Source organism: Photorhabdus sp. RM71S, from assembly GCF_042879355.1.
Classification (GTDB): domain Bacteria; phylum Pseudomonadota; class Gammaproteobacteria; order Enterobacterales; family Enterobacteriaceae; genus Photorhabdus; species Photorhabdus kayaii.
On the sequence record NZ_JBHFKV010000024.1, the window covers coordinates 1 to 17,988 of the forward strand.

At 48.1% G+C, this 17,988-nt stretch carries 13 protein-coding genes; 4 read left to right on the forward strand and 9 right to left on the reverse strand.

The window, feature by feature from the left end; genetic code table 11:
• Positions 1–139 precede the first annotated feature (139 nt).
• Genes tssH through ACGF5R_RS13660 form a run of 8 tightly spaced genes read right to left on the reverse strand, consistent with a single transcriptional unit; the run spans position 140 to position 13,094 of the window.
• Positions 140–2,773 carry a type VI secretion system ATPase TssH gene (gene tssH / locus ACGF5R_RS13625; protein ID WP_112878010.1) on the reverse strand — a complete coding sequence of 878 codons (2,634 nt, stop codon included), beginning with the start codon at positions 2,771–2,773 and terminating at the stop codon, positions 140–142.
• Between the two features lie 46 nt (positions 2,774–2,819).
• Positions 2,820–3,905 (reverse strand): type VI secretion system baseplate subunit TssG, encoded by a 1,086-nt coding sequence (tssG, locus tag ACGF5R_RS13630; RefSeq protein ID WP_112878011.1) that lies wholly within the window; start codon positions 3,903–3,905, stop codon positions 2,820–2,822.
• Positions 3,902–5,770: a type VI secretion system baseplate subunit TssF gene (tssF, locus tag ACGF5R_RS13635; RefSeq protein ID WP_387691280.1), complete on the reverse strand. Its 1,869-nt coding sequence runs from the start codon at positions 5,768–5,770 to the stop codon at positions 3,902–3,904. The genes tssG and tssF overlap by 4 nt, the downstream gene beginning before the upstream one ends.
• A 3-nt stretch (positions 5,771–5,773) precedes the next feature.
• The gene (tssE, locus tag ACGF5R_RS13640; protein WP_387691282.1) at positions 5,774–6,295 is read right to left on the reverse strand and encodes a type VI secretion system baseplate subunit TssE; all 522 of its coding nucleotides are present in this window, start codon (positions 6,293–6,295) and stop codon (positions 5,774–5,776) included.
• 3 nt (positions 6,296–6,298) lie between these two features.
• Positions 6,299–6,934, reverse strand: a complete 636-nt coding sequence (locus ACGF5R_RS13645) for a DUF3540 domain-containing protein (RefSeq protein ID WP_112878014.1) — start codon at positions 6,932–6,934, stop codon at positions 6,299–6,301.
• Between the two features lie 29 nt (positions 6,935–6,963).
• Positions 6,964–8,022: a pentapeptide repeat-containing protein gene (locus tag ACGF5R_RS13650; protein ID WP_158537772.1), complete on the reverse strand. Its 1,059-nt coding sequence runs from the start codon at positions 8,020–8,022 to the stop codon at positions 6,964–6,966.
• Positions 8,019–10,568 (reverse strand): DUF2169 domain-containing protein, encoded by a 2,550-nt coding sequence (locus tag ACGF5R_RS13655; RefSeq protein ID WP_387691283.1) that lies wholly within the window; start codon positions 10,566–10,568, stop codon positions 8,019–8,021. The genes ACGF5R_RS13650 and ACGF5R_RS13655 overlap by 4 nt, the downstream gene beginning before the upstream one ends.
• Positions 10,569–10,589: 21 nt before the next feature.
• On the reverse strand, positions 10,590–13,094 hold the full coding sequence (locus ACGF5R_RS13660) for a type VI secretion system Vgr family protein (protein WP_387691284.1): 2,505 nt from the start codon (positions 13,092–13,094) through the stop codon (positions 10,590–10,592).
• A gap of 242 nt (positions 13,095–13,336) precedes the next feature.
• Here ACGF5R_RS13660 and ACGF5R_RS13665 point away from each other — a divergent pair, with 242 nt between their 5' ends.
• From ACGF5R_RS13665 to ACGF5R_RS13680, 4 genes are all read left to right on the forward strand, one after another.
• On the forward strand, positions 13,337–13,738 hold the full coding sequence (locus tag ACGF5R_RS13665) for a hypothetical protein (RefSeq protein WP_262980457.1): 402 nt from the start codon (positions 13,337–13,339) through the stop codon (positions 13,736–13,738).
• A gap of 147 nt (positions 13,739–13,885) precedes the next feature.
• The gene (locus tag ACGF5R_RS13670) at positions 13,886–14,017 is read left to right on the forward strand and encodes a hypothetical protein (protein ID WP_255566983.1); all 132 of its coding nucleotides are present in this window, start codon (positions 13,886–13,888) and stop codon (positions 14,015–14,017) included.
• Positions 14,018–14,111: 94 nt separating this feature from the next.
• Complete coding sequence (locus ACGF5R_RS13675) at positions 14,112–14,378, forward strand: type II toxin-antitoxin system ParD family antitoxin (RefSeq protein WP_112878018.1); 267 nt, start codon at positions 14,112–14,114, stop codon at positions 14,376–14,378.
• Between the two features lies 1 nt (position 14,379).
• Entirely contained in the window at positions 14,380–14,706 is a 327-nt protein-coding gene (locus tag ACGF5R_RS13680; RefSeq protein ID WP_112878019.1) for a type II toxin-antitoxin system RelE/ParE family toxin, read from the forward strand.
• Between the two features lie 134 nt (positions 14,707–14,840).
• On the opposite strand, the gene tccC is transcribed toward ACGF5R_RS13680, so the two are convergent.
• The gene (gene tccC, locus ACGF5R_RS13685) at positions 14,841–17,972 is read right to left on the reverse strand and encodes an insecticidal toxin complex protein TccC (RefSeq protein WP_387691286.1); all 3,132 of its coding nucleotides are present in this window, start codon (positions 17,970–17,972) and stop codon (positions 14,841–14,843) included.
• Between the last annotated feature and the right edge of the window lie 16 nt (positions 17,973–17,988).

A 17,988-nucleotide genomic window follows, 5' to 3' on the forward strand; every position in this document is an offset into this window, starting at 1 on the left:
TTGCCTCTTTGTTGGCTGCACTCGCTCACCCCGGTCACATAGTTTGCTATGCTCCCGGGGATTCACTCCCTTGCCGTCGCGATGCATCTTGAAATCCATTGGGTATATAGGCTTAAGTTTTTATGCACATATGGCAATCTCAACAAAAATAACACTGAAATGCCGCATTCTCCCAAGCAACTTTCAATTGAGAATAACGTTGATTCTCCATCGTTGCTGTCAGCAATTTACGACTCATCTGCGGCAATAAAATATTAGTAATAATAGAATCAACCCTGCGAGCGCCAGATTCCTGTTCCATACAACAAGCCATAATCTGTTGTGTCACTCGGCGATCAAATTGCGCTTTAATACCATAATTTTCCCACAGGCGTTGGGCTACCCGCGTCAATTGCAATTGTACAATCTTTTCCAGCATTTCATCACTCAATGACAAGAAAGGAATGACCGTCAGACGGCCAAGCAAAGCCGCAGGAAATATCCGTAGCAGCGGTTGACGTAACTGCTGCGTCAACATTTCCACATCCAGCAAACCATCCTGCCGGGTACAGGCACTGATAACCTCCTGACTACCCACATTCGAGGTCAGTATGATTAACGTATTGCGGAAATCAATGCGACAACCTTCTCCATCTTCCATCCAGCCTTTATCGAACACCTGAAAAAACAGCTCATGTACATCAGGATGTGCTTTTTCCACCTCATCCAGTAACACCAAACTGTATGGATGTCGGCGAACAGCCTCCGTCAGCACGCCACCTTCACCATAACCGACATATCCCGGCGGCGCCCCTTTCAACGTTGATACACTGTGTGGCTCCTGAAACTCACTCATGTTGATAGTGATCAGATTCTGCTCACCACCATACAGATTTTCAGCCAATGCCAACGCTGTTTCGGTTTTCCCTACCCCAGAAGGGCCACATAACAGAAATACCCCCACCGGCTTATTGGGATCACCCAAGTGTGCACGTGCCGTACGTACCCGTTCACTGATGATACTTAACGCATGTTGCTGGCCAATAACCCGTTGTTCCAAGCTATGTTCCAAATTCTGGACAATACTGATCTCATTTTTCACCATCCGGCCAAGAGGAATTCCAGTCCAATCCGCAACCACGGCTGCAACACTGTGGGCATCCACTGCAACCGTAATTAATGGCTGTTCCCCCTGCAATAAACTCAATTGTTGTCGGCAATCTTGTAATTGTGTTTGCCAAGCCAAACGCTGCGCATCATCTGCCGATACTTCATCATTAGCAATCAGTTGCTGGCGTAAGCTGATAATCTGCTGAGCCAGCCGCATTTCATCCTGCCAACGCTGCGCGATTTGCTGCTCCTCTGCCTGCAATTCATGACGTTGGCCGTCAAGCTGTGCTAAACGTGCACTATGATCGCCATCACCACCCAGTTGCTGTTCGCGGCAAACAATCTCATATTCAATCTGAAGTGCATCAAGCTGACGGCGGTAATCTTCCAATACTGCCGGCGGGCTGTGCTGACTGACCGCTACCCGTGCGCAAGTGGTGTCAAGCAGGGCTATTGCTTTATCGGGCAACTGGCGAGCCGGAATATAACGATGAGAGAACGATACCGCGGCTTCTAACGCTTCATCCAGCAATAACACGCCATGATGTCGTTCTAATTGTCTGGACAGGCTACGTACCATCTGTAAAGCTAATGCTTCGTCCGGCTGTGCAACCTGCAACACCTGAAAACGTCGCGTCAACGCCGGATCTTTTTCAATGTGCTTTTTGTATTCTGCCCAAGTGGTCGCCCCAATAGTGCGCAACTGCCCACGCGCCAGAGCCGGTTTCAACAGGTTTGCCGCGTCACCTATCCCTTGCCCGCCACCGGCGCCAATCAACATGTGAATCTCGTCAATAAATAGAATAATGGGCACTGGGCTTTGTTGAACCTCGTTAATCACCGCCTGCAAACGTGCTTCAAATTCTCCCTTCAGGCCCGCCCCTGCTTCTAAACGGCCAATATCCAATGACCAAAGCTGAACATGGCACAATGACGGTGGTAAATCACCCGATGCAATCCGTAGCGCCAACCCTTCTACCAGCGCCGTTTTACCCACCCCTGCCTCACCGGTAATCAACGGATTGTTTTGCCGACGGCGTAACAGAATATCAATCAGTTGGCGGATCTCTTTATCCCGCCCGACAACCGGATCAATTTGTCCAGCACGCGCCAATGCAGTCATATCCTGTGCATAACATTGCAGCGCACTGTCGGATGCCAACTGCTCTCCCCCACTCTCTGCCGCCACTGTTTTCAGTAGGCTATTTTCCGTACTGCCGCACAGAATACGGGTAAAATCCTGTGCCAGACTCTCCGCATTAATCCGGGCAAACTGAGCAGAAATCGCCAATAGATGTTGGCGCAGATTAAAGGTGGTTAACAATGCCAGCAATAGATGCGCCCCTCGGATCTCACTTGCCGCAAAAGTCACAGAACTACATACCCAAGCCTGTTCCACTGCTTCATCAATATGGGTAGAGAGATCGGAAATCGAGCTGGCTCCACGCGGTAATGAATCCAGCGTTTGTACAATGTCCAGCGCCATTTGCTGTTTATCCAGCGCAAAATAACCCATGATCTGTTGCAGATCACCCGCTGCCTGCTGCATCAGTTGATGCAACCAGTGCGCCAGTTCCACATAAGGATTGCCCCGCAATTTACAAAACGTGCTGGCGCTGTCCAAAGCTCGAAATAACGGCGCATTCAGTTTATTAAACAGTGATTGGCGATTGATATCCAACATAACATCCTCGTCCATATTGGTAGATAAAGAAAACAAGTACAGTCTGCTATGACTGCGCAGGGTTATCTGGGCTAAAACAGAGATCACTGCGATCATGATGGTGGATATTCAGCCCTAACCAACAGTTCTGCCCTAGAGACTGAGCGCTTCCTAGCGAACATCCTTGATAATGCTGATGATCCAGCGTAACTCTGAGCTTCCAGGCATATTCAAGGCCGACATAACACCGAACCCAGTCACACAATTGCCGCAGCTCATCACTACAGGATGTTGCAAACCGTGAAGCCGGTAAGAAACGCTGATATACCGGCCAAGAGAGCGGTCCAAGTTCCAGACAAAATGCATATTGCACATCAGCCACCGCAATACCGAGACGAGTAGTACTGCCTAACCGAGCACCAGCATGACCATTGTGCAACCGCAACTGATCATCACGGTCTATCGTCAACCAATGAAACTGGTTTTCATGCAATGTCACCGGCAAGCCAAAGTGGTAACGCAGCAGACACAACAGGCCATCTTTGTTACGCAGCTGCCGGTTCAGATGCCCCACCATATAGTGGTGTGTCCGCTGGTGCCGGAGGCAATGGCCCCGGCCGATCAAACTGGCAAAAAAATAATCGAAGCGGCGGTTATCACTGCGATCAAAAGAGAGGCAAGGTTGAGCATCCGCCCATGCACGCCAAAACAGAGTGATCAGACGGTGCTGAAACAGATTAAAAAAAGCACTCAATGCATGATCTTTATGTTGCTTCTGACGTTGCCAGGCAAACTCGGTGACATGCAAAGGCAGAGGCCCATTCGGGCCAAACAGGCCAAAGTTATTGATATTAATCTGATAACAAGTGCCATTTGGATAAGGTGCAATAGCCGCAATTTCTGCCGGCGCAAAGCATAATGCTGGCTGTTGCCCCAAACGTAAGGGTTCATCACGCGGTAAAGGTGAACGCCCCAGTGGATAAGGTGAACCTGACTGCGCATCAATCCGCCGCAACAACTGAAGCAGATCGAAATTCCACGGCCTCTTTTCTCTTTCAGCCCAAAAATACGCATCAAGTGCAGATGACGCAGCATGCGCTTTCTCTCCAGCCGGTACGATCTGATTGTCGGCATGTATGGCGAATATCTTCATAACGATGTCCTCACTCCATCACATGCCGACCAGAACCCGATAACTCCCCGTTGCACACTGGATAATGTTGTTTCCGCAAAACTGTTTACTGTCACCAAACGGCTAAATAGATGTGCCAATACGCTCCCTATTAGCCAAGGAGATCGGCCAGAAAATGTCTGATCGTCTATCTCCAACTCCACGCTAATCCCGCGTCGAAATAGCGGTGTGCCAACCATATGACGATTCTGCGCTTGCAAGCGGCAACTCCGGATGCCGTTAATTTGTTGAGCAATCACCGCATCAGCCTGACTGGCATGAAAACGTAATAACCGCCGTAATTCCGCTTCACCTTGTTCAGTGGCGCAATTCTGCAAGCTGAAATAGTTGAACTGTAATTGATTGATCAACTGCCAGCAGGCACTACTCTCTGCCAATGCCGGACGAGGTTCAGTAGGGCCTTTACGCAACCGTACAGCAGCAACGGGAACTGAATCCTGCATCACCAGCCCCTCTTGCGCCTGTCGTTGCAGTAATAAAGGTAGATCACGGTTGGTACACAGAACTTCCGCACTGAGATATTTCAAATCGCTGCGCCAAGGCGGATGATGCTCATCTGCCAAAGAGAGATAGACCTCACTGCCAAGATAATCAGAACGCATGCCATAACGATTCACATGCTGTGGCAACAGGCGCGATTCACGGCGGATAGAAAAATACCCCGCATTAACTAACGCATCACTACATTGGGTACGATAAAGGGGATGGAAAATATAGCGTTCATCGCTGTCATGCTGAGTACCAATACCGCGTAATGCTGTGACAGAAAAAACCTCATAATCAAGCGGACGCATGTTATCGACCACAACATGGTATTCATGCTGTTGTTCATTGAGCGTCATCGGTTCAGCGGTACGGGGAAAAAGATTGATAGCAGGGGTACAATGTAGAGCCAAGTGGCTAACATCCACCACCTTTTCCAACTGTGGCGAACGTACATCCAGCAGGATCTGAATTTCCAATCGCTGTTGTTTACCGGCCTGCGCTAGCAACGGCTGCAAGCCACTGATGCTGAAAAACTGGAAACGGGCCGGAAAGGCAAAATATTCCTGCAACAGACGATACGCGTCGACATTGCGCAAATCAACGGGCAACAACGCCTGCTCGGCAGTAAACCCCTCATGACTCAGTGACTGAGGTGGCAACAATAACCGTTGTACCGCATTGCCGGGGATTTGGCACAATACCCCCTGACAATGCACCATCAGTAGCTCTAATAGTTGTAAAGCGGGAATATCACCGCCACTGAGGTAGAACATCAACGCATCACATTGCAATTCACCCAATGACACATTGTCAAAGCACGATAGCTGAATACGCAAAGTGCCCTGCACCTTAGCACCACCAAAAGCAGAAAGAGGAACATCCGCGGATACTCCCCCCAATTCCACCTGTAATAAACGCAACGGCTGCAAAGTCACATCCTGCGCGGTACGATAGCGGCAACTGATCCCCTTCTTTTTCAGTGCCTGACTTTCCATCAATGAACCTCGCGGCACCAGAAAACCTTTACTCAAATCCCCCTTAGTGGGATCTGGTTGTAATTCAACAATTGCCATTGAAGGCAAGCCAGCAAGATAGTTAGGATAAAGCGCTTCTAGCAACTGGGCAGAGAAACGTGGAAATTCAGCATCCATCTTGAGTTGAATACGCGAAGTCAAAAAAGCAACGCCTTCCAGCAAACGCTCAACGTAAGGATCGGTAATGTCATTGCCCTGCATCCCTAACCGCCCGGCAATGCCAGGATAATAACGGGCAAATTCATCTCCCATTTCACGTAGCCATGCCAACTCGCGGTTGTAATACTCCAGTAATTTTTCATGCATGATTTATCCTCCATCCACCAGCTCAAAATGCCCGTTTTCCAGATCAACATGGCTACTGAAAGTGAAGGCTAATGGGCGAGAAAAACCCAACAGATGTCCCCGGATTTCAAAACAGAGAATATTGTGAGCATTCAGTTGCTGATCACCCCGCATTCCCGTGATGATTAATTCCAGCGGAATAATGCGCGGTTCAAAATGGATAATGGCTTCACGTATCGCGTACTCAATACTTTCCCAGTTCACCTGAGAAATAAACTTTCCGGCCAGCGCCCGGATGCCAAAATTTAACGTACTGGTACTAACATGCGGCCAAGATGAAAGATCGGCTCCAGAAGAGTAGTGATCGCAGTTAAGCAGAGCCTGCAAATTATGCAGTACCGAAAGGCGAAGCTGTTGAGCGCTATTGCCAAACGATACCTGTTCCCCATCATTGCCATTCTCAGTCAGACGCTCAAGTAACATAGGAGCGCCATAGATTGCAGGAGAACGGCATACCCCGGCGTTTTTCTCTGGTATTCTGCTCATCATTTAGCCCATATGAATCTGTTCAGAATCCACTTTCGTCACTGCCTGCGACGTAATGATGGTATTACGTGCATGTAAACGTACATAATCGCGGGCCTGGCAATCCAGTTGCCCAACACGTACATGTTCTGCCTGTTCGACCTTACGCAATACGCGCTGGCTGATTTGAACCACGGTTTTCCACAATGCCTCCACACGCTGGCCAAGCAGACAGGCCACATTGACCCAAGCCGTCAACTCATCACCGCTGTAACGCATATGGGTGATATGGCAATCACTCTGTTGCGCACTAATCTGCACAGATTGACTATCAATTGTGATCTGTTCAGCACTGTGGAACATCAATTCGCCTTGCGGAGCAATATGCAAATCTCCCGGAACAGTGAGCGTCACTGGTTGCTGTTCATCAGCCCGACTTAACACCGCCAGCACCCATAGCCGATGGTTATCATCACCATGAATCAGCACCTCATCACCGATTTGCGGTATTAACAAACAACTGATGGCGACACCACATTGCCAGCCACGCTGCTGATACTCCACGACCACTTCCCCTGTTGGCAAGGTATTAACAACTTGCCCGACAGCCTGTTGAGGAAGATTAATCTCCAATGGAAATGATTTTTGCGTTGCGTTCATAAATAAAAATCCCGATATCCCGTTAAGCGCTAACCACGCGCATTCCATGTTTCTGCCGCAAACAGTGCCTCATCTCGCGCCAAAATCCCCCGACGATCGGAGAAGCGACTGCCCTGCTGACAGGCCCGATGCATCAATGTGCGCTTAAAACGCGCCTGGCGCAGATCCGCATGACTGATATCCGCCCAACTGAAATCGGCATAACTCAAATCGCAGGCGACAAAAGAGCAGCTATCCGCTTGCGCATAGCGCCATTGACTTTGAACTAACATGCTGTGGGAGAAATCAGCTTGATGTAGACAGGCCGCAATAAACTGGCCGTGATTGATTTTTGCCTGCCGGCACTGCGCTTCACGTAAATCACTTTCAATAAATAGCGCCCCTTCGGCCTCTATTTCATCTAAACAGGCGCCACGCAGTGATGCGCCTTTAAAGCAGCTTTGCGTCAGTATCGCCTGCCGGAAATCGGCACGATCCAACGGATTATCAGTAAATTGGCAAGCCAGAAAGGTGAGTCCCCGAAACTGCCCTTCGCGCAGATCACAATGGGCAAACACCCCTCGTTCAAACCGGCTGCCTGTAAAGGTCACACTGCGTAGATCCATACCGAACAAAGTCAAACTCTGACAATGGCAATTATGTACAGTACCGTTATGCATATCACTATCGTACAAAGTGACTTTATCAAGTGTGCTATTGACAAAACGTGCATGATTAAGCTGGCAAGAGATGAAATAGGTAGAATTTAGTGCAGCATCTTGCAAAGAGAACTGTTCCAGTTGGCAATCGTGAAATATACAGTTATCCAGATGAGTGCGATCAAAGCAGACTTGCGACAAATTACATTGCTGAAATGAACACCCTTTCAGCGTCATCCCCTGAAAAGAGGTATATGATAACTGACACTGCTGAAACACGGTCTCATCAAGTCTGCAACAACGGAACTCAGTTCCTTCAAAGGTAACATTAACAAACACCATACCAGCCAGATCCCTCTCTGCCAGCAACTCACTCGTCAGAGATACATCCTGAATGATTTCCCCTTGGGAAATCAGCGCACTCAATTGTTCCGGCGTTAAGGTTTTCATATCAATTTGCCTCCGGCACATGGCAGGGTTTTGCACTGATCAAGCAAAGCTCCCTGCAATTGCGTATTCACATCAACACTGGATTGAGAAATATCGGCACGAAACAGATTGGCGCGACGCAAATCCGCGCCCGCTAAATGGGATTTTTGCAGTAATGCGCCCATCAGATTAGCGCCCTGCAAATAACTATTAGTCAATAGAGTACGAATAAACAGTGAATGACTGCCATTGACGGCGCGCATTTGCGCAAAACTGAGATCCGCTTCGCTGAAATCACAGTTTTGTAGTACTGCCTCTGAAAAGTCAGCCGCTTCAAGCAGAATAAGACGAAAATTACAACTGGTCAGCCGCGCATGCTGAAACAGACCAGCACGAATATGCGTTTTACCCGTAAACACACAACTGTCTAAATGGGCATGCTGGTACTGAGCATGATCTAACGCGCTGTTTAGAAAAGTACAACTTTCCATCACCGCATGGTTGAAACGAACTGCGGTAAAGCCGCCATTGATGACCGTCACACACGTCAAATAGGCATGGCTAAAATCCAGCGCTTCCGGTATGAGATCCATAAACAGGCAGTTTTTCAACCGCGCCTGAGGGAAACGACAATGATGCAACGTACACTGACGTAACGTAATATCACTTAGAGCGGCCTGGGAAAAATCACACATGACCAGTTCAGCCTGTTCCAACAACACACCGCCAAGGCGTGCGCCGATAAAATAACCGTTGTGGCACTTCGCTCCGGTCAGGGAAGCATTATTCAGACAAGCCGCATTTAGCGAAGTGTTATTCAATGAAGCATAAGCCAGCATAGCTTCACTCAGATCAGCCTCATCTAAACAGCAGTTATCCAGATTGGCATTTTCCAACAGAGTATGCTGTAGATTAGCTCGCCGCAGATCCAAACCAGAAAGATCGGCACCCGTTAGATCCATCCCACTGAGATCGCGTTTTGTTGCCATGCAAGCCATCACATGGCGGCGTAACACCTCAGCCTGTTCACCCTGTAATCTGCCTGCCGGCGGACGCGTATCCGCAGATAGCAAATACATCTGATGTAAACTGCGCTGCGTACATTTCAACGCCTCTGGTGTCTGACATTCCGGTTTTTTCTGTGACTGTTTATGCAACAAGTCCAGCATACGGTAGTAACTTGCAGGACCAACCGCTGGAGCACTGGCACGTTCAGCCGCTGCATATGCAGCACTTTTTTTCTGAACCCGCTGTTGTATCCGTTCTGCCTGTCGTTCCAAGCTGGCAACCAGCTCCGGTAACTTATCGGCAGTGAGCGCTTTTCCCTCTTTCTGAGGCAATTCTGCAAGCAGTTGATTAATATCCTGCTCTTGCTTCTCACTTCTCGCCTGATGCCGCCGACGCAAATAAGTTTCACGCCTTGTCATCGTCTCTGCCAGCGCGCTGGGGGTAACCTGTACGTCATTATCTATCCAAGGCGCAATCAGGCTTTCATCCATCAAATCCTGTTCTCGCAGGGTAAAAAGCGCCCCCTTCTCTTTCTCTGCCCGTTGCGCCATCACCTGTTGGTAATGAGCAACCGGCCGCTCAGCCTGTGCCAACTCCATCGCCACCAGCATTTGATGCACATCCGCTGCATCATCTTCATTAATTGGACAAGCGCCGTGCCAAATGAGCGCCATACGTTCCAAATGAGGAATAAACCACACCGTGGTAGCACGTAAATGGATCTCCTCAAGGCGCATTTCCTCACCACGCTGACGAGTGATAAAACAACGCGTCCGCCAGCAAGGTAACTTTCCCTGTTGTACGGCCCAAGTGGGATGCATATTCCAGATACGCCAAGTGGCGCCTGCCGGTAAAACGGGTTGCCCATCCAGCCATTGATCCGATCCGGCCATATTGAACAAGTGCCAATCTGTATCGCGGGCAAAACCGGGGAATTCATGCGCCAGCCACTGCTTATCGTATTTTTTTCCCATCAGCCGGCTACGTTGCGGCCAGCTAAAATCGAGGGGTGCAAAACTGGCAGGCTGCACACGCTGATGCTGTGAATGTAGCAGTTGATCAGGAAGTTCAACATTAGGTAATGGATGCCACAATACCCCTTCACGAGTAACAGGTTCATCTCCCTTACCCAACGGGTTTTCTGCGGTACAGTGACCGCCAAAGGCATTTTGCCAATCGAGGTGCATCTTCTCGAACGGCTGTGGCGATGAAGGATGCCCGTTCTGCCAGTAGCGATCACCAAATACCATCAGGCTTTTTTCTTTATCGGCAACCTGAATTTTCGCTATACAGGCCTCTTTTTGTGGTTGATGATTTGTCCAGGCATAACCTGTAGCAAAGAATTCTGCACAGGGTTTAGGAATAGAGAGATCCAACACCCCACCGGTACTTTGTAACTCTTGAGCCACCAATTGCCACAGTTCCGGCTCTGGTCTGATTTGCGGCGAATCACTCATATCCGTCAGCGCCATCACCGCCACCCCCAGATAGTTCTGCTGTTGCCAACGCCACGGGCGGTGCAAAACACCCAGTCGCAGAGGTTTCATGATTTTCATCATCCATTCTCCCGTCTTGGTATGTCAGATAAAAATAGTTAAACCGCTGAGGCTCAGATTCAGTGCCACAGCATTGATATTTATCTGCCCCAAACTAAGGTTGAGAGTATTGGTTGACATATGCAGCGTGGTATTACCGATGTTCAGCATATTATTCGACATCACCACCCCCTCGTTTTTCATGGCAACGGAAGAGTTGGTATAGTTGAGCATATTGACATTTTCCGTCGTGCCACAGACGGTTAAAGTATTGCCGGCATGGGTTTCTATGTGCCCCTCAATCTTGTGCACCATATCTTTGGTTTCAATGCACACCTTGCCGCCACAATTAAGATAAGCATCCGCATCTGCCTGAATTTTCAGGTTATCTTTAACATGCTCTTGCCAGCTACCCTCAATACTTCGAGTGACCGCCCCATTGATCTCGACTTTCTGATCTTTATCCACACGCTGCTGATCAACACCGTTGATCTCGACACTGACACCTCTCTTATAAATTACTGAGGTCGGGATTTTCTGCTGTTGCTGCTGCTTTGATGCTTGCTGATCCGCCATTTCTTCAGGGGTTAATGTCTGCAATGTCATCAGCTTCTGCTGCGCCTGATTATTGGGATCGTTGCTTTCTCGGTTGAGATATAGGCTGTCGCCATAGATGATCTGCTTGCCGGCATCGAACAGAATATTACCCAAGGCATGATGGCTGATATCTTCTCCCGCGTGCTGGTTAATACTCTGGCTGACCTGCGTTTCTGATTTACCTTGAATACGTTCATACCTGCCACCCGCAATAAAATCTGCGCGTCCACCAGAGCCGACAATCGCGGTTTTCCCCAATCGGAAAGTTTGTATATCCGGCATCATTTTCAGGGTATGACATACACCATGATGCTTGAGATGAGTTTCGCCTTTTATCTCCTGAGCTAAGACACCATCAACGGTGATATTTTTATCGTGCTCAACGGAGATATTCATGTCGCGTTCGGCGTGCATGGTGAATGATTCACGTCCCGGCGCATCTTCGAGGAACAGAAAACTGGCATTTTCTACCCCGCCTTTCTTACTGCGGCTCATAAACCCCATTCGGGTGGCATCGTTGGGCAACTGCCAAGGCGGCATGCACTCTTCATTGTAAACCCGCCCAGTCACCAATGGGCGATCCGGGTCGCCGTTGATAAAATCAACCACTACCTCTTCACCAATACGTGGAATTTGTAAGCTGCCATATTTCCAACCAGCCCAACTGCTGGAAACCCGCACCCAACAAGAACTTCTATCATCCGGCTGGCTATATCTGTCCCAACGGAATTTCAATTTGACGCGACCATATTTATCGGTCCAGATGCTTTCTCCCACTGGACCGGCAACTTCCGCCGTTTGTGGACCATAGGTTTTCGGCCAAGGCGTTGCCCGTTGTGGACGCCAAATAACATTAGCGGGTATTGCGTGAAATGCGGCTCGGAACGGTCCTTGGTCCCAACAACTCCCATCCAATTCGTCATACAGCGTACAGTCATATAATTCATATTCCGCATGCGTCACCAGAAAGGGCTGTGCATCAGGCGGACAAGGGCTGTTTTGTAAAGTAAAAGTGCATCCCGGCGCTAATCCGCACGCCGTTGCCTTGCCGTACATCTGTTGTTGCCGCGCTTCAAATCCCTGTTGGCGGATTTGTGCATAAAATTGACCATGTTGATTGTCGATATAACGCCCCGGCCATTCAAAAACATCCGCTTTATTAACCGCACATGATGCTGGATTACTGCATACTTCTAATAAATGCGCCCGTGGTTTACGGAAATCGTAATCATCCAACGTATAAACTCGTGGCGTAATTTCCTGTGCTGTGCGCCAGCACATAATACCTTCCTGGTGATCAACCACACCGGGTCGTGTTGCTAAATAGGGGATTTGGACATAATCATCATTAAATGGCTGATGGGCATTTGGCGAGTCAGCCAGAATTAAAGTATGTCCTTTTTCATGATGGCTGAAATAATAGTAGATGCCTTCATGTTCCATTAATCGACTGATAAAATCAAAAGTACTTTCCTGATATTGGACACAATATTCCCATTGACGATAATGGCTACGGAGACGATTCTCTATATTAATATGATATTCTGCCAACAGGCTGGCAATAATATCCGGCACACTCTGCCCCTGCCAAATACGGCAGTCACGGTTTTGTGTCAAATACCAGAGCGAAGGATGCAACGTGAAAATATATAACTTATCGTTTTCTTCCTGTAAATGATGTCCGACATATTCAATACGGGTAATATCACCATGTAGGAAACGGGAACCACCCTGTATTAGTGGGATCTCCAAAGCCATACTTTTACCCAACAATGACTTCATATCGAGATCATTACGTGGACAAAGAAACTCCACTTTAAACTGATACAGTTGCGACAACGATTCGCTACCAATTAATTTTCTGAAATGCAATTTATCGCTGTCAGACTTATTAAGTGGTATATGCGCCACAATGCGGACATCTGTACGATAATCGGATGTATGACTCATCATAATCTTCTCCACGTCTCACTGTCAGGGAGCAACACTCACGCTGACCTTCTTAGACGATCATAAACCTTACAGATCTAAGCAGAACATCAGGTGATAACATGAAATTGATGATGGTTAAGTAAAATGGAGCAACAGATGATACGAAATTCAAAGAACGAGTGCAGCCAACAAAGAGGCAGCTTGAAAGATGACGGGTATAGCGTATATTTCAGGTAATTATTCAATATAACAGGGTTGGAATCATGAAAATTTTGTTTGTTATTATATTACTTCTCTCTGTAATAACCGGGTGCTCCGGTAAAAATAACCCAAACAGACAAACACAAGCAGAAGAGGGATTGAAATTTGCCTTTTCATCCGGTGGCAATTTTATCTTAACTCACGCTTGTACCGATAAAATCGATTATTTAGGGCCAGACGAAGAGGGGAATGACCAGATAGAAATAACGATAAAAAATGATAAACAATGCTTTGCTCACTTTGATGCTTTAATCAATAAAAACATCGGTACCCAAATGACAATATCATTTAAAGGTACTCATCTTGTCACAGCGACTATTCAAACTTCTTTAAATCCTTCATTCAGAATGGGGGTAGAAGATAAAGAACAAGCTACGAGCATTATAAACGCATTAAAAAATTAAAGAATAATCAGTCACTCATTAAGAAAATCAACTATACCCTATGGATTTCAAGATGGATCGCGACGGCAAGGGAGCGAATCCCCGGGAGCATAGATAACGATGTGACCGGGGTGAGTGAGTGCCGCCAACAAAGAGGCAACTTGAAAGATGATGGGTATATACCGCACTATTTATCCGATGCGTCGTAGAACTTTGCCCCACCAAGTTAATATTGAGCGCAATGTACATCCTGATCGCCCAGAACTGTTGCAAATGATTGCCGATCTGCAACCTAGATAGGCCCCAAAATTTTTTGTTTTATGAGTCTATTTTTTGGACATATATTTATTTTCAGAGTAGGATTAAATCCTACACACCTAACTGTAGGTATGCCATGCGAACTACACAACAATTCAGTATCACATTGCCAAATGAAATGGCTGATATCGTAAAAACTAAGGTCATGACGGGAGAATATGCCACGGAAAGTGAAGTTATTCGGGATGGCCTGCGTGCGTTAATGGCCCGTGATCGTGCGGTTGAAAGCTGGTTACGCGAACAAGTCGTCCCTGCGTACGATTCCATGAAAGCGGATCCGGCACGAGCACTGACTGTTAACCAAGTACGAGCAAGATTAGCTACTGAACGCAAGCAGAATTAAAGTGAGCTATCGTGTTGTCTTTTCACCAGAGTCCTCAGAGCAATTGGTGACACTTTACCACTATATGGCTGTTACTGCCTCCCCAGACACTGCAACACGTTATACAGACGGTATTATCGCTTTCTGCGAGAGTTTGCAAGCTTTTCCTCATCGCGGGACTCAACGTGATGATATTTGTTCCGGCTTACGGATTACCAATTACAAGAAACGAACCGTGATTGCTTTTGATGTTGATAGCGATGTTGAATTAGTTTCTATTATTGGCATCTTCTACGGCGGTCAGGATTACGAAACTTTTCTGCAAAGCGATTCAGAATCTGACATATAGATCTGTGATGACCTTATAATCTCAAAAGCAGCGATTAATGGTTGAGGTAATAAAGTGGCTGCTCCCGGCCCTGATATCTTCGCCCAATATTGGGCGAAGATATCTAGCGATGTTTACTACAACAATGTTGACTATTATAAAGAGAAAACCCGTCGTGCGGCTCCCACAGCACTGGTTCCATAGTCTATCGCATTAGCGATCCCTGTTGTGGTCAGGACCCTACCTCTGATCTGATTACCAATCATACCAGCAATATTATCGATACCACTGCCGATAGCACCTAGCCCTCTGGAAATCCAACTGTCTCCTCCCATCACTCTGTGCAGGCCTGTTCCAATGCCACCAGCAAGCCCGCCGAGAACACTAAATATCGGCTCAAAGACAGGTCTGGCTACACTGAAATGCACTAATTGTCTGGCTAAACCAGCGGCATATGGGCTGACAGCCCGGCCTAAGAACCTACCTAAAAATCCGCCACCTATTACTCTGTTGATAGCCATTTCCGCCCCCAAACCAGCGGCATAACCCACTGCGTAATTCGCTAAATGTCCGGCGGGGTTACTGGCGACATCTAAACCAAAACCAATCCAAGAGCCATAATAAGTGCCAATACCGGCATGGATCCCTGCCCGAGTACTTCCTTGCGTACCAGTGATCATCCCACCAGCCGCCCCACCAGCCGCTGCCCCGATTTCATGTGTAAGAGTGGAGGAAGTCCCCAGCATGGTATCAATGGTGCCTACGGCACTCCCGGCCCCAATAGCGCCACCTATCCCACGGTCAGCATTATTTATCCATGATCCCACAGCACCCGTTACCGCCCCGGCGGCTGATGCAACACCAACACCTTGTGCCCGCGCACCATAAGCCGCAGCTGAACTCGCGCCGGCAGCCGCGCCAGCCGCTGACTGTACTAACGTCGATTTCCCCTGTACGAGTCGAGCGAGTAATGCCCCGCCTTTTTCCAGCAAGCTACCCACGTTATATCCCATCAACGCACCAATCCCAGCACCTATGGCCGCAACCCCCAGAATGACAGGGATAGCCGCGCCAGCCGTACTGGCAATGGCAGCCGCAAGACCCCCAATCGCAATCCCGCCGGCAATGGCTCTGCCAATTTTTTGTCCCCGTCTCATTGACGCAGACATCCCCTCATCGGGTTTACGGAACAGAAATGAAGCAAACCAAAATGTATTCCGATTTCGGTTCGGAGACGGTGCTAACCCATCATGGTCAGTTAATGTGATTGGGTTATTCCTCACCATCCGGTACAAATTCAGCCCATCCACAGTTCCTGCTGGATCAGCACTCAACCATCGGCCCACCCAAGGCTGATAATAGCGATAGCCGTAATAATACAATCCAGTGGCATCCCGCTCTTTACCGGAGTAACGAATAAATTTGTAGCTGGCTTCTGTCTGATTTTTCGCTGCCCATACCGCAGTGCCGCCGTACGGATAATACTCTTCCTGACTGAGAATTTGCCCTTCACTATCCAGTTCAAGCTGGCTGGAGCCAAGAAGATTATCGTAACTGTAGCGCACCTGATTGTTATCGATATCTGCCGGCTTACCACTTTCCCAGTGCAATACCCTTACCTGTGCGCGACCCGCTTCACCTACTGTAATCACCTGCAAATTTTGAGTTGTTTTATCTGCAACTCCAGTTATGCGTAGCTCTAATCCCGGTAGATAAGTCACCCGTTGTACTTGAGTACTGTTACCCGTCTGCTGTTCACTCACTTTTAACAGCCGCATTCCATCACTGCTATAACGATACCATTCACTGTCACTGCTATTTTCACGGCTCACCGGTGTGACTCGTTGCAATTCACCACGAATATTCCAATCCAGATTTTGCCCTGGCATTAACGTCTTCTGATGACCGCCTGAATCAAATAGCGCATCCACCTGGGTTGGATCTGTCGTTAATGTACTCAATACCGCCCGGTTACTGCGGCTTGAAATGGTCATATCTGTGGTGTAACTATTTTGAGTCGCAGGTGAACTGTGTCGGATTTGGACCAAATTACCGCCACGGTCATAAGTATAGGTACGAAGGTAATTGGTATAGGTGTTGTTGTCGGTAGGAACAGGTATTACGGGTGAGGGAAGTTGGTTGCTTTGCTGGCCGATATTGGCCATTTCACGCCCTGTCGCACTAATAAGCTGATACAGAGAATCATAAACATAGTGGTTCTCAGGCTCCACTTTCTGATTGCGCCAAAAGCGGGTAGCTTCGGCATCATTATGGATACTGACGACATTCCCCACCGGATCATATTCATAGCGTAGATCCTGCAATACTCTCGCCCCTGATTGACTCTCTTCGGCGCGTCGGGTGGTAATACCAATCAGACGTTGAGTTTCCGGTTCATAACTGTACTCCGTAATCACGCCGTTACCATGCTCTTCACGCAACTTATGACCTGCGGCTGACCAGCTCAGGGACTTAACAATCACCTGTTCACTCTGGCCTTTCACCGTTAACCAACTCCCTTTTAACTGACCAGCAATATCATAAGCCAGACGCTGAATATTGCCTTTCGCATCGGTTTGGGTCAGCAAAACCCCTATGGCATTAGTTGTACTTTGTGTCGTATAGACCTCATTTGCCAGCATCCGCTGCCAGACAGTTTCATCGTCACCGCTCCAGTTCACCTCCCGCCCCTCAGCCAGCAATTGGTGAGATTGGGATAAAATAGCACCAGCCAGTGACTGACTTATCAACCGGGTCACTCCCGCCGTGTCGTAGTGGCGTATACACAGACCGGAGAGGTTATACTCTTTCTCCTCTGTTGTATTCTCAGCCCAGATAAAGCGCTCTGTCACTTGAGAAGTCTCTTGGTCGGAAACTTGTTCGCTCACAGATAACAAGCGACCGGGCAACGTGTTGCCTTCATAGCGACGAGTTTGACGAACACCTGTCGCATTCATCGTCATTACCGGACGACCTTCAATATCATTTAATGCAACAGTACGGCCAGCATCGACACTCTCTATCCGCAAAGCATTACCAGCCAGATCATGCAGCCAGACAAAATTAGGCTTTACTGAATTATCAGCCAGCTTTGCATCATACAAGCGTGGATCAATACTGTGGTTCAGGTGTCCACGGGCATTATACTGGTAACGGGTGACGCGGGTGTCAGTGTCCCCGCCTGCCACAACACGGTGGAAACCAATATCACGAATGGACAGGCCGCGATTATCTAACACACTGACTGTTGGGGTTTGAGTATAAAGAGCAGTATCAAACGTACTCATATCATATTCCTTTTAT

What these genes read in the sequence shown, in the direction of transcription:
- ACGF5R_RS13675 (WP_112878018.1), top strand. Translation starts at nt 14,112, where the DNA reads ATGCGAACTACACAACAATTCAGTATCACATTGCCAAATGAAATGGCT.
- tssE (WP_387691282.1), bottom strand. Translation starts at nt 6,295, where the DNA reads ATGAGCAGAATACCAGAGAAAAACGCCGGGGTATGCCGTTCTCCTGCA.
- ACGF5R_RS13665 (WP_262980457.1), top strand. Translation starts at nt 13,337, where the DNA reads ATGAAAATTTTGTTTGTTATTATATTACTTCTCTCTGTAATAACCGGG.
- tssF (WP_387691280.1), bottom strand. Translation starts at nt 5,770, where the DNA reads ATGCATGAAAAATTACTGGAGTATTACAACCGCGAGTTGGCATGGCTA.
- ACGF5R_RS13660 (WP_387691284.1), bottom strand. Translation starts at nt 13,094, where the DNA reads ATGATGAGTCATACATCCGATTATCGTACAGATGTCCGCATTGTGGCG.
- tccC (WP_387691286.1), bottom strand. Translation starts at nt 17,972, where the DNA reads ATGAGTACGTTTGATACTGCTCTTTATACTCAAACCCCAACAGTCAGT.
- ACGF5R_RS13650 (WP_158537772.1), bottom strand. Translation starts at nt 8,022, where the DNA reads ATGAAAACCTTAACGCCGGAACAATTGAGTGCGCTGATTTCCCAAGGG.
- tssG (WP_112878011.1), bottom strand. Translation starts at nt 3,905, where the DNA reads ATGAAGATATTCGCCATACATGCCGACAATCAGATCGTACCGGCTGGA.
- ACGF5R_RS13670 (WP_255566983.1), top strand. Translation starts at nt 13,886, where the DNA reads ATGATGGGTATATACCGCACTATTTATCCGATGCGTCGTAGAACTTTG.
- ACGF5R_RS13645 (WP_112878014.1), bottom strand. Translation starts at nt 6,934, where the DNA reads ATGAACGCAACGCAAAAATCATTTCCATTGGAGATTAATCTTCCTCAA.
- tssH (WP_112878010.1), bottom strand. Translation starts at nt 2,773, where the DNA reads ATGTTGGATATCAATCGCCAATCACTGTTTAATAAACTGAATGCGCCG.
- ACGF5R_RS13655 (WP_387691283.1), bottom strand. Translation starts at nt 10,568, where the DNA reads ATGATGAAAATCATGAAACCTCTGCGACTGGGTGTTTTGCACCGCCCG.